Source organism: Sandarakinorhabdus sp., from assembly GCF_041689835.1.
Classification (GTDB): Bacteria; Pseudomonadota; Alphaproteobacteria; order Sphingomonadales; family Sphingomonadaceae; genus Sandarakinorhabdus.
The window spans coordinates 1-2041 of record NZ_JBDNFM010000265.1 but is presented as its reverse complement, the minus strand read 5'-3'; the positions used below and the strand labels follow the sequence as shown (position 1 = coordinate 2041).

Below are 2041 nucleotides of genomic sequence, written 5' to 3'. Positions count from 1 at the left end.
CTCCGGCCGACGCTATGCGTCCGCATTTGTGCTGGCCTTCAGCCTCGCTCTTGCGGGGCCCCTTGCTTCAGAGACGAAATCCGTTTCGGGAACGGTAAGCCGCGTCACAGACGGCGATACATTCCATTTGCTTGGGCTCGATCCTGCAATTCGCGTCTGGGGTCTGGACGCTCCTGAGCGCAAACAAGCAGGTGGCTCTGATGCAACGCGCGCGATGCGCGGTTTGATCTCCGGGGCGACGCTTACCTGCCAAGTCCGCGATATTGATCGCTATCGCCGCATTGTTGCTCAGTGTTTCCTGCCTGATGGGCGCGACATCGCAGCGGAAATGATCCGCATGGGCGTGGCGACGGAATACTGCCGCTACTCTGGCGGTTATTACCAAACCTGCTGATCTCTCGTTTCAGGTCAGTGGGTCTACCGTCATGTAGTGCAGCACCACCGGAATGATGGCAGCCTTCAGGCTGGCCGCGCCCTCGACCGGCAGATCGACCGGCTCGGGCGCTTCGGCCTCGACCCAATCGCAGAGGCCGCCCAAGGTGCGGTCAGCGGCGAGCTGGGTGCCGATGGAGCCGACCAGCGCATCAAACAGCGCGTCGCGCCCGTTGCCTGCCTGGATCACCACCTCCAGTTCCGCCCGGTGTTCATAGAAGTAGGTCAGCGGCGACAGCGTCACCTCCGGCTCGCCCGGCTTGCCGTCGCGCAGGATAATCAGGCCAGACGCAGGGATGCGCTCGGGCAACACTTCTCCGCGCAGCACCGGGGCGGCAAGCGTCTGCAGACGGGTGTGAAGTGCGGCGAGGATGGTTTCACGGGTGCTGGGCATTTTTGCGCTCTTGCTGGATTGTGACTTCTGCGGAAGCCATCGATATGCTAAAGGTAATACCTGTGAATACTCGCAGGAGACGCCCCATGAACGCCATTCGCCCGATTGCCGTGAAGCTGGATCAGGACACCCGCGACCGCCTGAAGCGGCTGGCGGATGCCAAAGACCGCTCCACCCATTGGATGCTGCGCGAGGCCGTGTCGCAGTTTGTCGAACGCGAAGAGAAGCGCGAGGCGTTTCGCCAAGCCGGTCTTCGGGCATGGGCAGAGTATCAAGCCACCGGCAAGCACGTCACACATGACGAAGCGGACGCTTGGCTTGCCAAGCTGGAAGCAGGCGAAGATGCTGCTGTTTCTGAATGCCACAACTGATCTGGTCGCCCGCAGCCCTGCGGGATGTTGAACGGCTGTATTGGTTCCTTGCGGTCAAAAACCCTGATGCTGCCCGCCGTGCGGCCAAATCCATCCGTGAAGGCATGCAGATCCTAAGCGATCAGCCCGGCGCGGGGCGTCCTGCCGAGGACATGGAGCCGGAATTTCGCGAGTGGTTTATCACCTTTGGCGACAGCGGCTATGTGTCGCTCTATCGGTTTGACGGCGAAACGGCGGTAATCTTGGCCGTTCGCCATCAGCGCGAAGCTGGCTATTGACGGCTCAAAGGGAAAATTAGAGATTTCCGTCCACCCAGTTCGCCACGATCAGCCCCGGTACCCCACCCACCGCCCGCTCGGCATCCCGCGCCAGATCGAGCCGCTTTGGTATCTTGACCTGCGGCACTAGAAGGAAGATCGGCGCCGTCACGAGGCCCCGGCCGGTCTTGGACCGCGACGCCACCGCGCGGCCCTTGGTGTTCAGCCGCCCCTCGGCCACCAGCAGGCTTGGCCCCCGGCGGCGATAGATGAACCGCAGACGCAGCCCGGTGCGGCGCTCCCATTCGCCGGGGGTGATCCGGCCGCCGCGCGTGGATTTGCCAGCCGCTGGCGTCGGGATCGCCAGCCAGAAGCCGTTTTTCGAGCGGATCAGCGGGCCGGTGTCGTGCGCGCCGACGATCACCGGGGCGTTCGACCAGACCAATGCGGCGGCGTTCAGGCTTTCGCCCGATTTTGGAAAGCTGGCGAGGCGGATCGAGTTGGCAAGCCGGGTGCCAAGCCCGGCCCCGGTGATCTGCGCGCGCCAGGCGGTTTTCAGGCCGGTGCCCGCCGCGCGCATGGCGGCG

The 2041-nt window shown here is 63.7% G+C and carries 5 protein-coding genes; 3 read left to right on the top strand and 2 right to left on the bottom strand.

Annotated features, from left to right (window positions below):
- Window positions 1-394: thermonuclease family protein (locus ACESL8_RS13255; protein ID WP_372919620.1), on the top strand; the 394-nt coding region annotated here is incomplete at its 5' end.
- Window positions 395-403: 9 nt separating this feature from the next.
- Here ACESL8_RS13255 and ACESL8_RS13250 read toward each other — a convergent pair.
- Entirely contained in the window at window positions 404-826 is a 423-nt protein-coding gene (locus ACESL8_RS13250) for a hypothetical protein (RefSeq protein ID WP_372919618.1), read from the bottom strand.
- An 86-nt stretch (window positions 827-912) separates the two neighbouring features.
- Between ACESL8_RS13250 and ACESL8_RS13245 the strand changes: the two genes are divergently transcribed.
- A complete protein-coding gene (locus ACESL8_RS13245) occupies window positions 913-1197 on the top strand; it encodes a CopG family ribbon-helix-helix protein (protein ID WP_372919616.1) in 285 nt (94 codons plus the stop codon).
- Window positions 1185-1475 (top strand): type II toxin-antitoxin system RelE/ParE family toxin, encoded by a 291-nt coding sequence (locus tag ACESL8_RS13240; RefSeq protein ID WP_372919614.1) that lies wholly within the window; start codon window positions 1185-1187, stop codon window positions 1473-1475. Before ACESL8_RS13245 ends, ACESL8_RS13240 begins: the two co-directional genes overlap by 13 nt.
- A gap of 16 nt (window positions 1476-1491) precedes the next feature.
- Here the strand turns inward: ACESL8_RS13240 and ACESL8_RS13235 are convergent.
- Window positions 1492-2041 (bottom strand): DUF6441 family protein (locus ACESL8_RS13235; RefSeq protein ID WP_372919612.1); only part of this gene is annotated, 550 nt, incomplete at its 5' end.